The 20,735-nt window shown below is 30.3% G+C and carries 19 protein-coding genes; 1 reads left to right on the top strand and 18 read right to left on the bottom strand.

What is annotated here, in order from left to right:
- Nucleotides 1–53: 53 nt before the first annotated feature.
- Nucleotides 54–1,229, top strand: a complete 1,176-nt coding sequence (gene trpB, locus CAMP5053_RS00575) for a tryptophan synthase subunit beta (protein ID WP_214136288.1) — start codon at nucleotides 54–56, stop codon at nucleotides 1,227–1,229.
- An 18-nt stretch (nucleotides 1,230–1,247) separates the two neighbouring features.
- Here trpB and uvrA read toward each other — a convergent pair whose 3' ends face one another.
- The 18 genes from uvrA to CAMP5053_RS00485 all read right to left on the bottom strand — a co-directional run bounded on the left by uvrA (nucleotide 1,248) and on the right by CAMP5053_RS00485 (nucleotide 20,680).
- Entirely contained in the window at nucleotides 1,248–4,073 is a 2,826-nt protein-coding gene (uvrA, locus tag CAMP5053_RS00570) for an excinuclease ABC subunit UvrA (RefSeq protein ID WP_337217065.1), read from the bottom strand.
- 21 nt (nucleotides 4,074–4,094) lie between these two features.
- The gene (gene serC / locus CAMP5053_RS00565; protein ID WP_214126491.1) at nucleotides 4,095–5,171 is read right to left on the bottom strand and encodes a phosphoserine transaminase; all 1,077 of its coding nucleotides are present in this window, start codon (nucleotides 5,169–5,171) and stop codon (nucleotides 4,095–4,097) included.
- A 12-nt stretch (nucleotides 5,172–5,183) separates the two neighbouring features.
- A complete protein-coding gene (gene xseA / locus CAMP5053_RS00560; protein ID WP_337217064.1) occupies nucleotides 5,184–6,347 on the bottom strand; it encodes an exodeoxyribonuclease VII large subunit in 1,164 nt (387 codons plus the stop codon).
- The gene (ubiE, locus tag CAMP5053_RS00555; protein WP_261529807.1) at nucleotides 6,344–7,045 is read right to left on the bottom strand and encodes a bifunctional demethylmenaquinone methyltransferase/2-methoxy-6-polyprenyl-1,4-benzoquinol methylase UbiE; all 702 of its coding nucleotides are present in this window, start codon (nucleotides 7,043–7,045) and stop codon (nucleotides 6,344–6,346) included. Before ubiE ends, xseA begins: the two co-directional genes overlap by 4 nt.
- Before the next feature lie 7 nt (nucleotides 7,046–7,052).
- Nucleotides 7,053–8,264, bottom strand: coding sequence for a hypothetical protein (locus tag CAMP5053_RS00550; RefSeq protein ID WP_261529806.1), 1,212 nt, complete (start codon nucleotides 8,262–8,264; stop codon nucleotides 7,053–7,055).
- On the bottom strand, nucleotides 8,239–8,652 hold the full coding sequence (gene perR / locus CAMP5053_RS00545; protein ID WP_087699633.1) for a peroxide-responsive transcriptional repressor PerR: 414 nt from the start codon (nucleotides 8,650–8,652) through the stop codon (nucleotides 8,239–8,241). The genes CAMP5053_RS00550 and perR overlap by 26 nt, the downstream gene beginning before the upstream one ends.
- An 81-nt stretch (nucleotides 8,653–8,733) precedes the next feature.
- Entirely contained in the window at nucleotides 8,734–10,563 is a 1,830-nt protein-coding gene (dxs, locus tag CAMP5053_RS00540) for a 1-deoxy-D-xylulose-5-phosphate synthase (RefSeq protein WP_214126194.1), read from the bottom strand.
- A complete protein-coding gene (gene fliH, locus CAMP5053_RS00535) occupies nucleotides 10,560–11,375 on the bottom strand; it encodes a flagellar assembly protein FliH (protein ID WP_214126195.1) in 816 nt (271 codons plus the stop codon). Before fliH ends, dxs begins: the two co-directional genes overlap by 4 nt.
- A gap of 4 nt (nucleotides 11,376–11,379) precedes the next feature.
- A complete protein-coding gene (gene fliG, locus CAMP5053_RS00530; protein WP_039619192.1) occupies nucleotides 11,380–12,408 on the bottom strand; it encodes a flagellar motor switch protein FliG in 1,029 nt (342 codons plus the stop codon).
- The gene (gene fliF, locus CAMP5053_RS00525; protein WP_261529795.1) at nucleotides 12,408–14,093 is read right to left on the bottom strand and encodes a flagellar basal-body MS-ring/collar protein FliF; all 1,686 of its coding nucleotides are present in this window, start codon (nucleotides 14,091–14,093) and stop codon (nucleotides 12,408–12,410) included. The genes fliG and fliF overlap by 1 nt, the downstream gene beginning before the upstream one ends.
- A 14-nt stretch (nucleotides 14,094–14,107) precedes the next feature.
- On the bottom strand, nucleotides 14,108–15,199 hold the full coding sequence (gene hisC, locus CAMP5053_RS00520; RefSeq protein WP_337217063.1) for a histidinol-phosphate transaminase: 1,092 nt from the start codon (nucleotides 15,197–15,199) through the stop codon (nucleotides 14,108–14,110).
- Nucleotides 15,189–16,262, bottom strand: coding sequence for a prephenate dehydratase (pheA, locus tag CAMP5053_RS00515; RefSeq protein WP_214099967.1), 1,074 nt, complete (start codon nucleotides 16,260–16,262; stop codon nucleotides 15,189–15,191). Before pheA ends, hisC begins: the two co-directional genes overlap by 11 nt.
- Nucleotides 16,259–17,020: an HAD-IIA family hydrolase gene (locus tag CAMP5053_RS00510; RefSeq protein WP_337217062.1), complete on the bottom strand. Its 762-nt coding sequence runs from the start codon at nucleotides 17,018–17,020 to the stop codon at nucleotides 16,259–16,261. Before CAMP5053_RS00510 ends, pheA begins: the two co-directional genes overlap by 4 nt.
- A gap of 1 nt (nucleotide 17,021) precedes the next feature.
- A complete protein-coding gene (lysA, locus tag CAMP5053_RS00505; protein WP_261529786.1) occupies nucleotides 17,022–18,227 on the bottom strand; it encodes a diaminopimelate decarboxylase in 1,206 nt (401 codons plus the stop codon).
- 17 nt (nucleotides 18,228–18,244) lie between these two features.
- Complete coding sequence (locus CAMP5053_RS00500) at nucleotides 18,245–19,306, bottom strand: LptF/LptG family permease (protein WP_261529785.1); 1,062 nt, start codon at nucleotides 19,304–19,306, stop codon at nucleotides 18,245–18,247.
- Nucleotides 19,307–19,309: 3 nt separating this feature from the next.
- A complete protein-coding gene (gene pth, locus CAMP5053_RS00495) occupies nucleotides 19,310–19,849 on the bottom strand; it encodes an aminoacyl-tRNA hydrolase (protein WP_214126200.1) in 540 nt (179 codons plus the stop codon).
- A gap of 1 nt (nucleotide 19,850) precedes the next feature.
- A complete protein-coding gene (locus CAMP5053_RS00490) occupies nucleotides 19,851–20,387 on the bottom strand; it encodes a 50S ribosomal protein L25/general stress protein Ctc (protein ID WP_087699653.1) in 537 nt (178 codons plus the stop codon).
- Between the two features lie 65 nt (nucleotides 20,388–20,452).
- Entirely contained in the window at nucleotides 20,453–20,680 is a 228-nt protein-coding gene (locus tag CAMP5053_RS00485; protein WP_039627042.1) for a helix-turn-helix domain-containing protein, read from the bottom strand.
- Nucleotides 20,681–20,735 lie beyond the last annotated feature (55 nt).

The raw sequence follows: 20,735 nt of genomic DNA, 5'->3' as shown, positions 1-20,735 counted from the left end.
TTTTTAGTTGATCATTTTTGATTTTATATTATTAATCATTTTAAGGAAATACTATGAAAAAATATTATGGAAAATTTGGTGGGCAATTTGTGCCAAATGAAGTAAAAATAGCATTAGATGAAGTAGAAAAAGCTTTTTTAAAACTCAAAAAAGATAAAGATTTTAACACAGAACTAAAAGAACTCTTAGCTAATTATGTAGGAAGACCTACGCCTTTATACTATGCTAAAAATTTAAGCAAGCTTTATAATCATGAAATTTATTTAAAAAGAGAAGACTTAACTCACACAGGAGCTCATAAGATCAACAATGCCATAGCTCAAGCCTTAATGGCAAAGAAAATGAATAAGAAAAAAATTATTGCTGAAACTGGAGCAGGACAACACGGACTTGCAACCGCTACTGCAGCAGCTCTTTTGGGACTTGAATGTGAGATATTTATGGGGGCTATTGATGTAAAAAGACAAGCCTTAAATGTCTATAAAATGGAACTTTTAGGAGCAAAAGTTCATGCAGTAGAAAGTGGAAGTAAAACTTTAAGTGATGCGGTAGATGAGGCTTTAAATTTTTGGGTTAAAAACACCAAAGAAGTATTTTATGTAGTAGGAAGTGCGGTAGGGCCTTATCCTTATCCACAAATTGTTACGCATTTTCAAAGCATTATAGGTAAAGAATGCAAAATACAACTTAGAAAATTAAATAAAAAAGTAGATTACATCATAGCAGCAGCTGGAGGTGGTAGCAATGCTGCTGGAATTTTTCATGCATTTTTAAAAGATGAAAAAGTTAAGCTCATAGGCGTTGAAGCAGCAGGTTTAGGAAAAGATACACCTTATCATGCAGCCACACTTACTAAAGGCAAAGAAGGTATTATCCATGGTATGAAAACTAAGGTTTTACAAGATGATAAAGGAAACATTGCTCATACTTTTAGCATCTCTGCTGGGCTTGATTACCCTGGCATAGGTCCTTTGCACGCATATTTGCAAGAAAGTAAAAGAGCAAGTTATCATGCTATTAGCGATGATGAGTGTATTAATGCTTTAAAATTATTATGCAAAGAAGAAGGTATTATACCCGCTATTGAAAGCTCACATGCATTAGCTTATCTAGAAAAACTTTGTCCAACTTTAAAGAAAAAAAGTGTGATAGTTGTAAATCTTTCAGGAAGAGGCGATAAAGATATGCAAAGTATTTATGAGTATAAAAAAGGTGAAATTTATGGTTGAAGGATAACTTCAACCGATTTATTTTTTTGTGTTTTTTAGCTCTAAATCTAGATAATACCCTGTATAAGAACCACTTTTTTCATGATTTTTAGCAAGCTCTTCAACACTACCTTTAGCTATAATCTTACCACCTTTAACTCCACCTTCAGGTCCCATGTCGATGATATAATCAGCATTTTTAATCACATCTAAATTATGCTCTATCACAAACACGCTATTTCCAAGATCAACTAAATGTTGCAAAACTAAAATAAGCTTATTAACATCTTCAAAATGAAGTCCTGTTGTAGGCTCATCTAAAATATAAAGAGTTTTTCCTGTATCACTTCTGCTTAATTCTTTAGCTAGTTTGATACGCTGAGCCTCCCCGCCACTTAAAGTAGTTGCATTTTGTCCTAAAGTAAGATAATCAAGCCCAACTTTTACCAAAGTATCAAGTTTTTGCTTTATCTTTGGCACAGAAGTAAAAAATTCACTTGCTTCAATAATACTCATATTTAAAACATCAGCTATGCTTTTACCTTTATATTTAATCTCTAAAGTTGCATCATTATATCTTTTACCATTACAAACATCACAAGTTACCATCACATCAGGCAAAAAGTGCATTTCGATTTTAATTTCACCATCTCCACTGCACTTTTCACATCTTCCACCTTTAACATTAAAAGAAAAACGTCCTGCTTTATAACCTCGCATTTTAGCTTCTTTAGTAGCTGCAAAAAGATTACGAATTTCATCCATAGCACCTGTATAAGTAGCAGGATTTGAACGCGGGGTACGACCTATAGGACTTTGATCAAGATAAATCACCTTATCAAGTTTTTCTAAACCTTCTATTTTAGCCCCGCTTAGTTTTTTAACTTTTTTAGCACGGTTAAGCTCTTCTTTTGCAAATGGAAGCAAAGTTTGTAAAATTAATGAGCTTTTACCACTTCCTGAAACACCTGTAATTGCCACAAGGTTACGTAATGGAAAATCTACACTTAAATTTTGAATATTATTAATACTCACATCTTTTAAACTAATAAAATCTTTTTGTTCTCTATTTTTTTGATGAGCAATTTGCTTTTTGCCACTCATATAAAGGGCGGTTTGGCTTTTGCTTTTTAACAATTCTTTATAAGTTCCACTAAATACAACCTCACCGCCAAATTTACCAGCATTCGGACCAATATCTACGATAAAATCTGCCTCTTCTATAGTCATTTTATCATGCTCAACTACAATTAAAGTATTACCCTTTTGCTGAAGATTTCTTAAAGTTTTAATGAGTTTTGCCGTATCTCGCTCATGCAAACCAATACTAGGCTCGTCTAAAACATACATCACTCCACTTAAACCGCTACCAATTTGAGATGCTATACGAATTCTTTGAGCCTCACCCCCGCTAATGGTTCTTGCATCACGCCCTAAAGATAAATACCCAAGTCCTACATCATAAAGAAAAAACAATCTTTCATTAATTTCTTTAAAAATAGGTTTAGCTATCAATCTTTCTTGCTCACTCAAATACGCAAAATTAGCTTCTTTTGAAAAAAATGCAGTGGTATTTTCTATGCTCATATCTAAAATTTCACCCAAATTTTTTTCAGCTACTTTTACAGCTAAACTTTCAGCTCTTAAACGATGACCATTGCAATCTTTACAAGTTTTTTCGCTCATATACTCGCTTAAATCTTTTTCATCTTTTAGCATTTCATAGGCATATTTAACCGCACCTTCAAATTTGCGATTTAAACGATGTCTTTTCCATAAAAAGTTAATTTCTTTGGCATTACCATAAAGCACTAGACGCTTTTCTTCTTCACTTAACTCATTATATGGAATTTTTACCCTGATATCATTTTGCTCGCAAAAGGCCATTAAAAACTTATAATAATAACTTTTATTAAACCCATATAAAAGCTTTATAGCTCCTGCTTCTAAGCTTAATTCTTCATTGATAAGCTTTTTCATATCTAGCGTATATCTTATACCAAGACCATCACAACTTGGACAAGCGCCTTTTGGAGAATTAAAAGAAAAACTCAAAGGCTCAAGCAAAGGAAAAGAAATTTTACAATCAAAACAAGCATTATGCTCACTATAATGAAAATGTTTTGCTATGTTTAATTCTTCATTATTCAAAACTTCAATTTCCACTTCACCAAAGCTCTCACTAAGACCTTTTTCTATATCGCTTGCAAGTCTTGCTAGCATATCATCTTGCACTTCAAGCCTATCTATTACAAGTTTTATTGTATGTTTTTTGGTTTTAGCAAGCTCAATATCCTCATCAAGACGCGTTAAAACCCCATCAATTTGTGCTCTAACATAACCTTTTGCGACTAAATTTTCCAAAAGATCTGCAAAAGTTCCTTTTTTTTCTTTGATTAAAGGAGCATAAATGATGATTTTTGCCCCTTTTGGAAGCTTTAAAATTTCACCTACGATATCTGCTGCACTCATAGATGAGATTTTTTGGCCACATTGATGACAATGTTGTGAGCCAATCCTTGCATATAAAAGTCTTAGATAATCATAAATTTCAGTAATAGTTCCAACGGTTGATCGAGGATTTTTAGAAGTTGTTTTTTGATCAATAGCAATAGCAGGAGTTAAACCTTCTATTTTATCAACATTTGGCTTGCCTACTTTATCTAAAAACTGCCTTGCATAAGCACTTAAACTTTCAATATAACGACGTTGTCCTTCTGCATAAAGCGTGCCAAAAGCTAAAGTGGATTTACCACTTCCACTAAGTCCTGTAAAAACTATGAGTTTATTTTTAGGAATTTCTAGGTTGATATTTTTAAGGTTATTCTCTTTAGCACCAATGATACTTATTTTGTCATTATTCATAAAAATCCTCTTTTTATCTAATCAAACATGTTTTTTAGCAAAATCTTTCATAAATTCACTTAACTTTTGAACCTTTTCAATACTGATAGAATTATAAATACTAGCACGAATTCCGCCTAAAATTTTATGCCCTTTAAGACCTATCATACCATTTTCTTCAGCTTCTTTTACAAAAACTGGCTCTAAGTTTTTATCATGAGCTATGTTAAAACTAACATTCATTAGCGATCTATCCTCTTTTTTAGCATGACCTTTATAAAAACCATTACTCTCATCAATCACATCGTATAAAATTTTAGCCTTTTGTATGTTTTGCTCATTGATTTTATCTAAGCCACCTTGATTTAAAAGCCATTTCATTTCAAGATTAAACATATATATAGCAAAGGTTGCAGGTGTATTAAATAAAGAATTATTTTCAGCATAAACACTGTATTTTAACATACTAGGTATATTTTTGTTTTTACTACGCTCTATCATATCTTTACGCACAAATGCACAAGCAAGTCCTGAAATTCCTGCATTTTTTTGCACTCCACCAAAAAGCATAGCAATATTAGAAAAATCTATCTTTTTGGAGAAAAAATCACTAGAAGCATCAATTATCAAAGGACTTTTAGTCTTTGGATAGCTTTTATACTGAGTTCCATAAATGGTGTTGTTAGAGCATATATAAGCATAATCTGCATTATCACTAAATTCAAATTGTGGGATATGATCAAACTCACTTTCTTGGCTACTTGCTACTATTTTTGTATTTACTCCTAAAATTTCAGCCTCTTTAATAGCTTTTTTAGTCCAAACTCCCGTATTAGCAAATTCACAAACGCCACCCATATATAAATTCATAGGTATCATAGCAAATTGCAAACTAGCCCCACCTTGCATTAAGAGCACTTCATAATCATCATTTACACCATAAAGTTCTTTTGCCATTTTAATAGCTTCAAAATGCACTTCTTCAAAAACCTTTCCACGATGAGAAACTTCCATAATAGAAAAGCCTTTACCATGATAATCAAACAAATGCTCCTGTGCTTCTTTTAAAACCTCATCAGGCAGGTTTGAAGGACCTGCGCTAAAATTCATTACTCTCATTTTGTCTCCTTTTTATAGTATTTGAGCTTCTTTACTCTCATTTATTGAGCAAAGTTTTATAATATCTCCTTTTTTTAGCTTTTCAAGAGAGATATTTTTGCCATCTTTTTGTAAATTTATCAAATTTTTACTTTTATCAAAAAAATTTTTATGCTGAGTTAAAAGCTCTTCAAAATTATTAAGTTTGTTCTCATAGTTTAATAATTTTAAATTTAAAACACCCTTTAGTTGGCTTTGTAAAAAATCAAGTTTTTGTTTTCTAAGAAAAAAAGCATTTTCCAAAGATTTCGCTTTGGCTAAATTTTGCAAATGATCAATTTTATTTTGATAAAACTTAAGATGGTTTAGCATTTGATTTTTAAAACGCATAGTAAGTTCATCAAGTCCTTGTTCTAAACTTAGTTTATTTGGAAAAATCATATCAATAGCTGCACTTGGAGTTGGTGCTCTTAAATCTGCTACAAAATCACTAATAACATAATCAATCTCATGCCCAATAGCAGAAATGATAGGCGTTTTTAAAGAAAAAATACATCTTGCAAGTTCTTCATCATTAAAACAAAACAAATCCTCTCTGCTTCCACCACCTCTTGCCAAAATAATCACATCTAAATTATACTCATTGGCTTTTTTTAAAGCATTTATCAAAGAATTTGGAGCACTTTGTCCTTGAGTGAGAGCATTAAAAATAGTTATTTTACAAAGATTATATTCTTTTTGTGAAATTAACTTTAACATATCTTGTAAAGCAGCTGAAGTAAAAGAAGTGATTATACCTATTTTTTTAGGAAATTTAACAATACTTTTTTTAACATTTGTATCAAACAAGCCCTCTTTTTCAAGCTTTTCTTTTAAGGCTAAAAATTTAGCTTCTAAATCCCCAAGGCTTGTTTTTTGCATACTTTTAGCGATAAATTGATACCTACCACTTGCTTCATACAAACTCACATAACCTCTAAGATCAAGCATATCGCCAACCTTAGGTTTAGCCTGGACAAGTTGATTAAAGCCTTTAAACATCACACAAGCTATGCTTGATTTTTCATCTTTTAAATCAAAATACCAATGTCCTGAACTATGAATGGTAATTTTAGAAATTTCTCCACTAAGCTCTATATTATCAAGATGAAATTCTAATAAACTTTTAGCTTTTAGATTAAGTTCTGAAACTTTCATTTTTTTCTTGCAATAAACATAGAGCAAACACCAAAGCTAAAACTTTTATACTCTAACATTTCAAAATGCTCACTCAATTCTTTAATAAATTCTTCTTTGCTTAAAAAATCTTCTATAGAATTTGGTAAATACTCATAAGCACTATAATTTTTACTGATAAATCCACCCACTTTTGGCAAAATATTTTTTAAGTAAAAATCTCTACAAGCAGCTACAAAACCACCCTGCTCTCTTTTGGTAAATTCAAGTACAAGTAAAATCCCATCCTTTTTTAACACTCTTGCAAATTCTTTTATAGCTTCTTTTCTATCCACCACATTGCGTATGCCATAACTTATACTTATGATGTCTGCACTTTCATTTTCAAGTGGAAGTTCTTGTGCTTTTGCTTGCACAAAAGTTGCTTCAGGGATTTTTTTCTTAGCCACTTCAAGCATGCCCACACTTGGATCAACCCCTTTTATGCTAATGATATTTTTATTTGCTCTTAAGGCTTGATTTTGCCATTCTATAATCATATCGCCCGTGCCACAAGCCACATCGATAATATCAAGTTTATTATTAGAAAATTTAAAAACATCCAAACAAGCTTTTTTTCTCCAACTCACATCACTTCCAAAACTTAAAATTCTATTAGCCTTATCATAAGTTGGCGCTATATCATCAAACATTTTGACTATTTTTTCTTGTTTTTGCATGTTTTTCCTAACTATATATTTTTAATTTTTTAATGCTTTTTTCAATTTGTTTTATTATATTTGCATCATATGAAATTTGCTCTAAATGATTAGATTCAAAATAATTTTTTAGTTTTTCAATACTTTTTTCTTCAAACATAGTTGCAAAATAACATAATAAAAATTTTATTTTTTCTACTTCTTCTTCAAGATTTCTTTGAGATTTTACAATTTTTTTCTTTAAAAAAACTAATTCTTTTCTTAGCTTAAAAGCCACTAAAGACTTTAAAATTTGATTTTTTTCTCCTTGATAAAAATCACAATCATTCTTTAAGATAAAATCCATATCAAGAAAAATATCATTGATTTTTTCATCACTTAAAATAAAAATATATTTTTCTAATTCAAATTTACAATTTTTACCACTGCATACTTGTTTTTCCAAATTTAAAATATAATTTTGAAGTTTATTTTGAATACTTTTTTCAAAAAGAGTGCTAAAAAACTCAAAGAAAATACAAATTTGCCTAAGGCTTATAAAAAATTGCTCTAAGCTTTCAAAAGTTAATTTTTGTAAAAAATTTAATCTATCATTTTTTAGTCTTTTTAAAAGCGCAAAAAATAAAATTTTACCCGCTTCAAAACTTTGAATTTGGCTTGGAAAATATAAACTAATATCTTCTTGCTTGTCTAAAATTTTAATACATTTTACACTATCAAAAATTTTAGAAAAATCTCCATATAATGCTAAATTTTTACTATAAAAATTTTCATTATCTGTAATTTCTTTATAGTTTTGCAAAAAATGAGGCAGGTTAAAGCGTTTTGCTTGCTCAAAAGTAGGAAAAATAACTTTCAAAATAATTAAATCTTGCAAATTATTTTTAAATTTATAAAGAAAAAACCAAACACCATCAATCTCAAAACTAATTCTAGTTTTTTTAATGATATCCCCTAGAGCATGTTTACTTTGGCGTTTAAATTCTTTTTTAGAGAGTTTATAAGTTTTTTTATCTATAATATCGTGCAGTTTATAAAGTGAAAATTGATAATAATCTTGATTGATTTTTTTATATTTGACATCACAAAAAGGACTTATACGCGTAAAGAAAACGCGTATTTTATCCTTAGAGTAAGCAATTTTTTCTTCTTTTATAATTTTTATAAAATCATCATTTTCAAGTAAAAAGCGTCTTTGAACTTCACAAACCATTTTATTTTTTACAAGCTTTACAGCCATTCACATAAGCAAACACACCAAGGTAATCAATAATATTACCGATTTTTTTCTCAAGATCTTCTTGATATTTATTAATTCCACTATCTTCATAGCATACATCTTCTATATGATTACATTTACTACAAATTACATGAATATGAGGATATTCATAAATATCATAACAAGTTTTTTGATTTGGGGTGTTGATTTCTACAACTAAACCTTGTTCTTTTAAGGTATTTAAATTTTTATACACTGTAGCTAAAGAAATAGAAGGATATTCTTCCTTAATACTTTCATATAAAGATTCAATATTAGGATGTTCATGGCGTTTTAAAATTTTTAAAATACAAAGTCTTTGTGGAGTAGCTTTTAAATCGCAATTTTTAAGCATTTGAATAAGTTCCATTATTAATTCTCCGATATTTTTTATATAGTATAACGCTTTTTTTATAAAAAAATAATTATATTAAAGGATATTTTTTATCTTTTAATAACTTTTGATCTTTTTGCATAAAGAATCAATATCAAGCTCTAAAAATTTTTCTACCTCATTTGTTTTACCATGGGTTATAAATTGGTCTGCAAATTCAAAACTTATTAGTTTTATATGATAAAGATTTTCTTTTTGTAAAAAATTTGTAATTAAACTTCCCACTCCTCCTATCTTGGCACTATCTGAAAAAACAAACCAAATTTTTGTATTATTTGCTAATTCTTTTAAAAGCTCTTCATCTAAAGGTTTTGCAAAAATCAAATCTATTAAGCTTGCATAATCTAAACCAAGTTTATCTAAAACTAGTTTTGCCTTAGCCACACCTTGACCAAAACCTAAAAATACTTTATCGCTTTGTGCTTTAGATAAAATTTGAGCTTTTGCAGGTTTTATCTCACATGGATTAAAATCATCATCTAATAAAAAATTACCCCTAGGATAACGAAAAGCAAAAACACCTTGATGAAAATACGCATATTCCATAATTTTTTCCATCATAGCTTCATCTCTTGGGGCCGCTAAAGTAATATTTGGTATAGCACTTAAAAAACTAATATCAAAAACACCTTGGTGTGTTTCTCCATCTTCTCCTACAATTCCTGCTCTATCCATAGCTATAACTACATTTAAATTCATAATAGCGCAATCATGAATAACTTGATCGTAAGCTCTTTGCATAAAAGTGCTATAAATTGCTATAAAAGGCTTAAAACCTTCTTTTGCCATAGCCGCCATAGAAGTAACCGCATGTTGTTCTGCAATTGCTACATCCCAAAAACGCTCGGGATATTTTTCCATTAGCTTATCTATTCCAGTTCCACTTGGCATAGCAGCAGTTACACCTACTATATTTTCATATTTTTGAGCAAGTTTCAACAGTGTATTTGAAAAAATTTCTGTCGCACTTTTTTTACTTACATTTGTTTTTAAGCTTTCTCCACTACTTCTATCAAAAGCACCTACTCCGTGCCATTTAGCATTTTTACCTTCAGCCAATGTATAACCTTTGCCTTTGATAGTTTGTGCATGCACAACGCAAGGCTTATTCATAGCCTTAGCTTGATTTAGTGCGTTAATAACTTCATTTAAATTATGTCCATCAATAGGCCCGATATATTCAAGTCCTAATTCTTCAAATAAAAGCCCAGGCGTAATAAGCCTTAAACCCTCTTCAAAACGCTTTGCCATATAAGAAGCACTTTGAGGAAAATACTCTAAAAGATTTTCTATACGTTTTTTAAATTTTTGATAAAACTGCGTTGCCATTGCTTGAGAAAGATATTTTGAAATAGCTCCGATTGGCTTTGAAATACTCATTTCATTATCATTTAAAATAATCACACAAGGATATTCTCTATCGCCAAGCTCGTTTAAAGCTTCATATGCCATACCCGCACTTAATGCCCCATCGCCTATTAATACAACAGGCAAACGATCTTCTTTTTTTAATCTTATAGCTTTACAAGCTCCAACTGCTAAAGATATAGAAGTACTTGAGTGTCCTGCTACAAAATAATCTCCCTCATCAGGCTTTGTATAACCGCTTAAACCATTAAATTGTCTTAGAGTATAAAAATTATTTATTTTACCACTTAAAAGCTTATGCGGATAAGATTGATGTGAAACATCAAAAATAAAAGGATCTTTTTGCACATCAAAAACATAATGCATTCCTATACTAAGCTCAACTACACCTAAATTTGAGCTTAAATGTCCGCCATTTTTACTCACTGTATCTATGATAACTTCACGCAAATTACTAGCTAAATTTTCTAGTTCTTTAATTTGCATATTTTTAATATTTAAGTTATTTAAATCTATCATTCATTAACCATGTTTTTGATTTTTTGCAAACGATTATTAAGGTTTGACTCTATATTACCTGCATCGCTTAATATTAAAACACTTCCTTTATTAATCGCATCATCAAGACTGAATTTGATATTACTTTGCTCTTGTTCTAAATGTGATTTTACATATTCAAAATCTTCAGGGCTTAGTTTTAATTCTATTTTAGTAGCATTTTTAAGCTCATTCATAAGCTCTTTTGCTAAATTTAAAGCTATAAGTGAGGAATTTTCCTCAAGTTCTTTTGCAATCACTTCTTTTGCAATAATTACAGCTGTATCGGCTAATTCTTTTTCATTTTTAGATAAAAACTCATTTAAATTTTGCACTGTATTTTCAAGCTTTTCTACGCTTTTTAAGTATTTTTCTTTCAAAGCCTCTAATTCACTTTCAAAATTTTTTTGAGCTTGCTCATAACCTTCTTTGGTAAATTTTTCTTTCGCATGTTCTAATTCTGTATTTAAGCGATTATTAAATTCAGCTTCTTGACTTTCTATTTGCATTTGCAACTTAATAATATTTCCTGACATTTCATCAGTTTTTTTAAGTAAATCTTCTACAAAATCGGGTTGAATTTGAGGTTGTGGGGCTTGCGGAGTAGCTTCTATTGCTTGATTTTCTACTACTTGTTGAGTATTTTGACTAAGTGGAGTTTGATTTATAGTTTGAACTTCTTCTTGTTTTTGTTCTTCATTAGAAGACATTTCACTCATAACTTTAAAATGATATCCTTCAACCACATGGGCAGAAATATTTTCAGGTGAAATTACATTAGTTAATTTTGCCATAATCTTACTCTATCATCTCATCAGCCTCACCTACTTGGATAAGACCTTGTTCTGCAAGTTTTTGCACCACTTCTACAACTTTTCTTTGAGCCTCTTCAACATCTTTTACACGCACAGCGCCCAAAAATCCCATTTCTTCTACAAAGGCTTCAGCAGCACGCGTAGACATATTGGACATAAATTTTTGTTTTAAATCCTCGCTTGCACCCTTTAAACCTATCATCAAATCACGTTTATCAGCAGCCTTTAATACCTCTCTAATCGCATTAGTGCTAAGTTGAGAAATATCATCAAAGGTAAACATTAAATCTTTAATGGTTGTAGCAAGTTTTTCATCACTTTGCTCAATATAAGAAAGTGTTGTTTTAGAAGCTTTTTGACCCAAACGATTAAGCACTTCAGCAACTGCTCTTGGACCACCCACTTCAACTTTATAAGAAGTAAGACTTTCAAGTTTACTTTCAAGCACAGCAGATACTCTTTTAATGATTGAAGGTGAAATATCTCCAAGATTTGCCATTCTTATTACAACCTCAGCTCTTAACTCATCACTAAAATACTCCAAAGTTTCAGCAGCTTGAGTGGTATCCATATGAGCTAAAATCAAAGCTATGGTTTGAGGGTGTTCTTTAATGATAAAGTCTGCAAGCTGTTGTGGTTTGATTTGAGAAAGATAAGCAAAATTTTGGTTATTTTCCATACTTTTGGTAAGTTTTTCCAAAATTTTATTGGCAATTTCAGGACCAAAAGTTCTAAATAAAATCTCTTTTGCATATTCCAAACCACCACTTTTTAGATATTGGTTTGACTGTAATAAAGTATAAAATTCCTCAAGAACTGCAGTAGCAACTGGTTTGTCAACATTTTTTGCTAAAGCAATATAGCGAGAAATTTCAGTGATGACATTAATATCCATATGAGAAAATAAAACTGTCGTTACATCTTCTCCAAGCTGGATTAAAAAAATTGCGACCTTTTCTGGCATAGAAAGGTCATCATAGACCATTTTTTGTTCTTCACTAAGCTTTATCATCAGATATCCTTCTCACCAAATTCAGCTTCATTTTCAACAAGTTTTTGTAACAATAATGCCACTTCTTCGCCTTTTTCATTAGCTACTGCTCTTAATTTTTCAAGTAAAACATCATATTGAAGCGCATCTTCATCAAAACTATCTCCAAAACCAAGTTGTTCTTCAACTTTCTTACGTGCTGCGTTGAATTTTTCAATAGCATCTTCAGCCTCATCAATAATCTGCCCGTCCTTACCTTCCATTTCTTCTTCAAGCTTAATATCCGCAAGCATTTTTTGTGAAAATGGAACAATAACTTTTTTGTAAAAGATGAAAAGTAAAATCGCCGCAAAGACATATTTAACAGGCGGGATAAATGGCTCAACAAATCTTGAATAAAAAGTTTGAACTTTATTTTCAACTTTAGCTGTTCTATGAAATTCTAAATTATTTACTTCAACTGCATCACCCCTAGCAAGATTAAAACCTATAGCACCTTTAGTTAAATTTTCAATCGCTTTAATTTCTTTATCATTCAAAGGAATGTATTCATTAGTAACATTTCCTTGATCATCAGTAATTACTTTATACTTTCCATCTACCACAACGGCTGCAGAAATTCTTTTAACGGTTGCAAATTGCTTAGTAGTATTGGTGATTTTTTTAGAAATTTCATTATTAGTTGTGGTTTGGTTTTTAGTATAAACCTCGCGCGTGCCTTTATCATCCAAACCTTCCACAGGACCGATGTTTGAAACAGCACCTGGCACACCTTGAATTTCTTTATCTTTATAACCTTCTCTATGCTCTTCTAAAGTTTGCTCGCTACGCACAACAGTATTTGGATCATATACTTCACTTTGTGATTCCTCTTTAGAAAAATCATAATCAATACTAACCTTTGCTACCACCCTATCATAGCCACCTGCAAATGGAGCAATAGAAGCAACGATTTTTTGTTCTAATTCGTATTCTTGATCTCTTTTGTATTTAATTTGAGCAGCTATTAAATCACTCTCAAAAGCACCCTCATCATCTAAAGGAATACCTTTTTGATCCATGATTTTTACATTTTCAGGGGTAAGTTTTGTCACTGAAGAAGCAATTAAGTTTTTAATCCCCATAATTTGCTTTTTATTAAGCTTTAAACCTTCTTTTATTGTCAAAGCTACTGAAGCAGTTGGTGGAACTTGTTGTTGGGTAAAAAGTGTATCTTTAGCAAAAGCAATATGCACCGTAGCGCTATGAATAGGCTCTAAACTTTCAATCGTTCTAGCAAGCTCACCTTCTAATGCTCTTTGGTATTTTACCTTTTGTTCAGCTTCTGTGGCTCCAAATTCTTGTTTATCAAAAAGCTCAAAGCCTACTTTATTATCTTTTGGCAACAATCCTGCTGAGGCAATAGCTAAACGCTGTTTATATACTTGCTCATTAGGAACTAAAATCGTTCCTTCATTGCGCAAAATATAAGGAACTCCACTTTTTTCAAGCTGCGTTACTATCATCGCTGAATCACTAGTATTAGCATTTTCAAATAATACTGAATATCCAGCCTCGCTAGCCACTGTAGAGCCACTTCTAAAAAGGGTTAAAAATACTAAAAATCCAACTACAACAACAATAGAAGCAGCAATGATAATACGCTGTCTTAAACTTAAATTTTGATAAAGCTGACCTACTTGGTGCAGTATAGTTTTATAATCCATTTATTTCCTACAAACTAAAAATTTTTAGAAAACTCTTCAAAAAACCTTGAATTTTCATACTCTGTACCTATACTTATACGCACAGCATTTAAACCATAACTTTGTAAATTTCTTATTATTATACCGTTTTTAAGCAGTTTTTCAGATAAATCTGTGCTATTTTTTTCATCAAAAAAATAGGTAATAAAATTTGTATAGCTTGGAATGTATCGAATTTTATATTTTTTAGCAAAATCTTCATAAAGTTTCATTTGTGAAAAATTATTTTCTAAGGTTTTTTGCACAAACTCATCATCATCTAGTGCAGCAACAGCAGCTTTTAAACTCAAATTAGCCACATTAAAAGGTGCTCTTAACTTATAAAATGCATTGATAATTTCCTTGCAAGCTATGCCATAACCCACTCTCATACCGCCCAAGCCATAAAGCTTAGAAAATGTTCCTAGATATACTACATTTTGAAATTTATGAATTAATTCTTTAGGGTTAATATGCTTTTTGCTATCTTTAAATGAAGCAAATTCATTATAAGCTCCATCAATGGCCACCAAACAATCCTCATCAATTTTTTCTAAAAATTCAAAAACCGCACTTGCATCCAAACACTCACCCAAAGGATTATTTGGTAAGCATAGAAAGATTACTTTAATTTCATTTTTATGCTTTTGATATAACTCATATAACTCATTTAAATCATGGGTTAAACTTGGAGTTTTATAAACCTTAACTCCTAGTTGTTTTGCATAAATTTCATACATAGCAAAACTAACCCCACATTGTAAATAAGCCTTAGAATGATCAAGTTTTGCATGCACTATATATTCTATGATTTGATCGCTCCCACTACCTATGATGAGATTTTCTTTTAAAATATCATATTTTTGCGCTAGGGCTTGTTTTAACTCACTCATAGTATCATCAGGATATAAATGAGCTAAATGTGCATTATTTATGATGGCTTCTTTGGCCTTTTTGCTTGTACCATAAGGATTTTCATTACTTGCTAACTTAATAACTTCTTTTAAACCATATTCTTTAGCAATTAAATCCATATCCTTGCCACTTTCATAAGTTTTAATAGCTTCCAAAAAAGGATTAAATTTCATTACTTTCTCCTGATAAATACGATCCAAGCCATTTTATATGTTCAGCTTTTTTTAATACTCTTTGGACATTTTCATCATCAATATGCCCTTCAAAATCTATATAAAAACTATGCACAAATTCTCTTGTTTTTATAGGGCGTGATTCAAGTTTTGTTAAATTTATCCCTTCTTTTTTAAACTCATATAATAAATCACTAAGCCCACCTGGTTTATGTGCAGCAAGTGCTAAGATGGAAGTTTTACAATGAGGCATTTGAGGTATTTTTATATCACTTAAAATCAAAAACCTAGTACGATTTGCCAAATTATCCTCAATCGTTTCAAACAATATAGGTACATTATAAAGCTTTGCTGCAATTTTAGAACAAATTGCAGCTGAAGTAACATCTTGTGAAGCTAAGTAAGCCGCATGAGCTGTGGATTTACTTGCTACAAATTCTACTTCACTTAAATCATGACTTTCTAAAAAATTTCTACATTGATTATAACCTTGCGGATGAGAATATATGCGTTTAATATCTTTTAAATTTTCACTTATACTTACAAAAGAATGATGAATGTCCATATAAATTTCAGCAAAAATCTTTACATCTTCGTATTTTCCAAGACAATCAAGCGTCACACCAACAGCACCTGCTGTATTATTTTCTATAGGTACCACTCCATATTTTGCCTCTTTGTGAGCTAATTCTTTAAAAACATCTTCTATATTTGCAAGTGGAGTATAACGACTCATAGCACCAAAACGCGTTCTTGCCACTTGATGGGTATAGCTTCCCTCAGGTCCTAAATAAGCTATACTTTGAGGCATTTCTAAATTTCTTGATACAGCAAAAATTTCTTGGTAAATTGCTTCGATTGCATTTTGATCTAATAAACCATGATTATAATTTTTAAGTCTATTTATAATAGCTCTTTCGCGCTCAGGTCTATAAATACTCCCACCTAAATTTTGCTTAATAACTCCTATATCTTTAACATGAAGCATTCTTTCATTAAGCAAAGCCAAAATTTTATCATCAATGGTATCGATTTTATTGCGTAATTTTTCTATCTCTTTCATTTAAACCTCAATATGTAGTAATCCTTAATACTATCATATACAAAATTAAGTTTAGTTGTATCAAGACCTTGAGTGTTAGAAATTTTACCACTTAAAACTAAGGCTGTTTGCATACCAAGCTCATAGGCACCAAGCAAATCGCCTTTAAAATCATCACTAATGATTAAAGTCTTTTCAAAACTTACATTACAATCTTGTTGTTTTAATAAATTTAAAGCACTTTCATAAAAAGCCTTACTAGGTTTTCCTATCACCTTATAATCAAACTCGCATGCATTTTTAAGCATAGACATAATACTTCCAACGCCTGGATAAAGCCTTGAATTTTTCTTATAAATACTACTTTCATGCATTGCTATAGCTTGCACACCATTTTTAAGATACTCTATCATACTAGCAAAATCTTGAAATTTAAAATCATCATAACTTGCCAGTAAAAATGCTTTTGGATTTTTATAATCAAGCTCATAGTCTAACTCTTGAAGTGAATCTAAAAATTCTTTTGCTCCAAAAGCTGCTATTTTACAAGGCTTTAAATGATCTTTTAAAACACAAAAAGGATCGATATAAACTTTTTCATTAATTTCAAAACCCAAATTTTGCAAATAATTTAAAAAATCTAATCTTTTGGTATTATTAGTAATAATCACATAAGGAATTTTTTCCTTATTTAAAGATTTAATGAGTTCTAAAGCACCATTTATAGGACTTTTGTCATAATCTGAAATCAAAGTCCCTTGCACATCTAAAAACAACATTTCAATCCTTTAAAAAATCAAGTTCTAAAGCAATTTGATCCTCATAACTTTCTCTTTTTCTAATTATTCTTACTGTGCCGTTTTCATAAGCTAGCTCACATACTCTATTGCGAGTATTATAATTACTACTCATACTAAAACCATACGCACCTGCGCTTTTAACTATGATCAAATCTCCTGCTTGTGTTTTGGCTAATTTTCTATCTTTAGCTAAAAAATCTCCACTCTCACAAACCCCACCAACAATATCACAAAGGCTTTCTTCTTTATTTTCGCTCAAAAGTTTGATTTCATGATAAGCACTATATAAACTTGGACGCAATAAATCATTCATTGCCCCATCAACAATCACAAAACGCTTTTTATCATTAAATTTTTCATATAAAACTTTAGTAACAAACTCGCCTGCATTTGCTACCAAAAACCTACCAGGTTCCATACCTATACACACATCAAGACCTTGTAAACTTGCTAAAATTCCTTGAGCATAATCATATAAATTTGATTCTTGCTCATCTTTATAACAAACTCCTAAACCCCCACCTATATCAAAGAATTTAATATTAATTTTCAAAGCTAAAAGTTCTTTTACTAATTTCGCAACAATCACTGAGGCCTCATGAATACTGCTTATATCAAGAATTTGTGAACCTATATGAAAATGCACTCCAACTGGCTCTAAAAATTGTGAGTTTTTAGCATAAATATACATTTTTTTAGCACTTTCTATATCTACGCCAAATTTATTTTCATGCAAACCTGTAGAAATATAAGGATGTGTTTTAGCATCTACATTTGGATTTACCCTTATGCTTATACGAGCTATCTTTTGACTTTCTTTAGCAATTTGCTCTAAAAGAAGCATTTCTTCATAGCTTTCTAAATTTACATAAAGTATGTTTTGCTCTAAAGCATATTTTAACTCATCAGCGCTTTTACCTACTCCGCTAAAAATAATTTTATAATTTTTAGCTCCTGCTTTTAAAGCTCTATAAATCTCACCCGCACTAACACAATCAAACCCACTATCTAAAGAAGCTAAAAGCTTTAAAACACTTAAATTAGAATTTGCTTTGACTGCATAAAAAATTTGTGATTTTCTTGCCTTAAAAGCATCTTTTAACATTGTAAAACGCTCTTTGATTTTATCAAAATCGTAAATATAAAATGGTGTGTTGTATTCTTTTGCTAGTTTTAAATAATCCATAAAAACCTCACTTGTAGTTATTTGTGTTTAAAATAATAAAAACTTCCTATACTTATTAAAATAAATACTGGTAGCATTATACCAAGCTCTGGAAGTAAAATTTCATTTTCACTCAATCTTGTTAATAAAAACAACAAACCCCAAACTAAAAGTATACACACAAAAAACACAAAAGCTAAAAGTGCGAGATTAAAAAATCTTGCTGTTAAAGGAAAATAATAATACACAATAAGCATTAAAAATGGCGCAAAAAATGGTGTAAGAACTAAAGAATATAAACTTGTTCTAAGTGTATTAGTAGAAATATTTTGTTTTACAAAAATCGCCATACTTTCTAGCGCGTCTAAAATAGAATAAGAAGGATTACTCTCTACTAAAGAAATTCTTTCTAAAATTTTTGGAGAAAAATCTTCTAAGCCTTTAATATTTTTAAATTCTTCTACACTTAAACCCTCTTTTGAAACAATCAAATTTTGCGGTACATTAGTAGCTTTAGCATCATTTAAATTCCAAGAATCTCCATTAAATTTAGCAGTTTTTGCATGGATTGTGCTTTGAATATCTAAATTTTTTACATCAAAAATTTTTACATTATATAGGGTTTGAGAATTTATTTTTTGTATATAAATAAATTTATCATTGTATTTAATCAAAACCTCCCCGCCTTCTCTATCTACAACACCACGCTTAAGAATATTACTTTTATATTCATCTGCATAAGCAAAGGCACTAAAATTAAGTCCTACATAAACACAACAAAAAAACATAGCCCATAAAAAAGGATAAAAAATCACTTGGTTTTTACTTAAACCCAAGGCATATAAGCTAACAAATTCATTCGAGCGTATCATATTAAAAATACATAAAACCAAAGCAAGGACTATGGCTAAAGGCAGTATATAAGAAGCTGCTGAGCATGTTAAAAAAAATATATATAAAAGCTCCAAATTTGCACTTTTTGGCAGTCTATTAAAATTGAGTAAAAAATCAATCGCTACAAAGAAAAAAGTCAAAGAAAAAAACAAAATAAAAAATGATTTTAAATACAAAGATGAAATATAGCGAAAAAATATACTCATCGTTTAACTTTTTAAAGAATATTTTGAAGCGATTTTTTCTATATCAGAATTTAAAAGCTCAAGTAAGGCTTTTTTACTATGTTCTAAAACCTTAGTTAAACTTTCTTGCTCTTCTTGTTTAAATTTCCCCAAAACATGAGAAATCACATCTTGTCCTTTTCCTACTCCTATGCGTACTCTCTCATAAGCATTACCACAAAGATTATCTATACTTTTAAGTCCGTTATGTCCACCACTTGATCCGCCTATTTTAAATTTCAATGCACCTAAATTTAAGTCTATATCATCATGGATTACAATAATTCTATCACATTTATAATATTCACTAACAGCTTTTACACTTTCTCCGGATAAATTCATATAAGTGGAAGGTTTTAAAAAAAGAGTAGAAGAGCCTTTAAAAAGCTCTCCTTTAAATTTAGCATTTGAAAGTTTTGTTGTTTGCAAATCTTTCAAAATTAAGTCAATTAGCATAAACCCTACATTATGACGGGTTTGAGTGTATTGTTCTCCTATATTACCAAGTCCTACGACTAAGGTCATTTTATCTTGCTTTTTCTACGCCAACTACAGCCACTCTATCAGCATCAACCATAGTTACACCCTCAGGTACAACTACATCGCGGATTAAAAGTGCATCACCAACATCAAGTTTAGTTACATCTAGTTCAAAATAATTTGGTAAGTTTTCAGCTGCACATTTTACTTTTAATCTTCTTTTTGATTGGATTAAAACACCTTTATTTTTAAGACCTATAGCTGTTCCTACGATTTTTACAGGAACCATATATTTAGAAATAACACCTTTTTGTGCTACTTTTAAATCTACGTGTTTTAATTCTGCAGTTACAGGATCTTTTTGATAATCAACCACAACAACATTTAATACTTTATCTGCTACTTTTACATCAAAAGCTAAAGTAGTTTTTTTGCGTACTTCTTTAATAAATTCATTTACTTTAAAAGCAGCATTAATGTTTTCTAATCCTTTTCCGTAGATGTTTGCGATTAGATAACCATCTCTTTTTAAAGCTTTAGCAGCTTTTCTACCGATACTCTCTCTAACGATACCTTCTAACATTTTTTCCCTTTTTTATAAAATAAAAGACTTAATAATATCAATTTCTGGCTTAGTAAAGTATAAATTTATTTAAAAAAATCACAAATATCTATTTCAAAAATCTCAGCCATTTGAAATAAATGATTTAAATTAAAATGAGCACCTCTATAATGTCTTTCTGCGCTTGCAACTATAGAAACGCTTTTATGTCCCAATAATAATGATAATTCTAGTTGAGAAATTCCTTTTTCTTTTCTTATTTTTGCAACTCTTTTACCTATTTCTCTATGTTTATCAGATATATCTTGCTTCATATAACCAAGCCTTATAACACTTTATTTATTTATAAGTCTAGTTTTTATATAATTT

This window comes from Campylobacter sp. S4:11 (assembly GCF_024723695.1).
Taxonomy (GTDB): Bacteria; Campylobacterota; Campylobacteria; order Campylobacterales; family Campylobacteraceae; genus Campylobacter_D; species Campylobacter_D jejuni_C.
Note: the sequence above shows the minus strand (reverse complement) of the source record. Positions and strands in the feature narration are given on the sequence as shown.